Source organism: Paraburkholderia sp. SSBN10T, from assembly GCF_056619545.1.
This window is the reverse complement of the sequence record NZ_JBWQQI010000075.1, coordinates 1-421: the sequence shown is the minus strand read 5'-3', so window position 1 is coordinate 421 and position 421 is coordinate 1. Positions and strand designations below refer to the sequence as shown.

The 421-nt window shown below is 65.1% G+C and carries 1 protein-coding gene; it reads right to left on the bottom strand.

The window, feature by feature from the left end:
- Positions 1 to 421, bottom strand: a 421-nt coding sequence (locus AC1ECK_RS36685; protein WP_480328201.1) for an ATP-binding cassette domain-containing protein, incomplete at both ends; no start/stop codon positions are given.

The window sequence follows — 421 nt, the reverse complement described above, 5'->3', positions numbered from 1 at the left end:
GCCTTGCTTTCGCCGCGGGTGCGCAGCGCGTAGGCCGTGTTGTCGAGCACCGTCTGGTGCGGCAGCAGCCCGAAGTTCTGGAACACCATGCTGACCTTGTAGCGGCGCAGTTCGCGCAGGCCCTGCGGGTTCAGTTTGATGACGTCCGAGCCGTCGATCGCGATTTCGCCCGCGGTCGGCTCGATCAGCCGGTTGAAGTGCCGCACCAGCGTCGACTTGCCGGAGCCCGAGAGGCCCATGATCACGTAGATCTCACCCGAGCCGATGTTCAGGCTCACGTCGTTCAGGCCGACGTTGCAGCCGGTCTGCGCGAGCACCTCGGCCTTGCCCTTGCCGCTTTTCAGCAGGTCGAGCACGCGCGCGTGACCGGTCTCGGGGCCGAACAGCTTGTACACGTGCCTGACTTCGATTGCTGCCATGT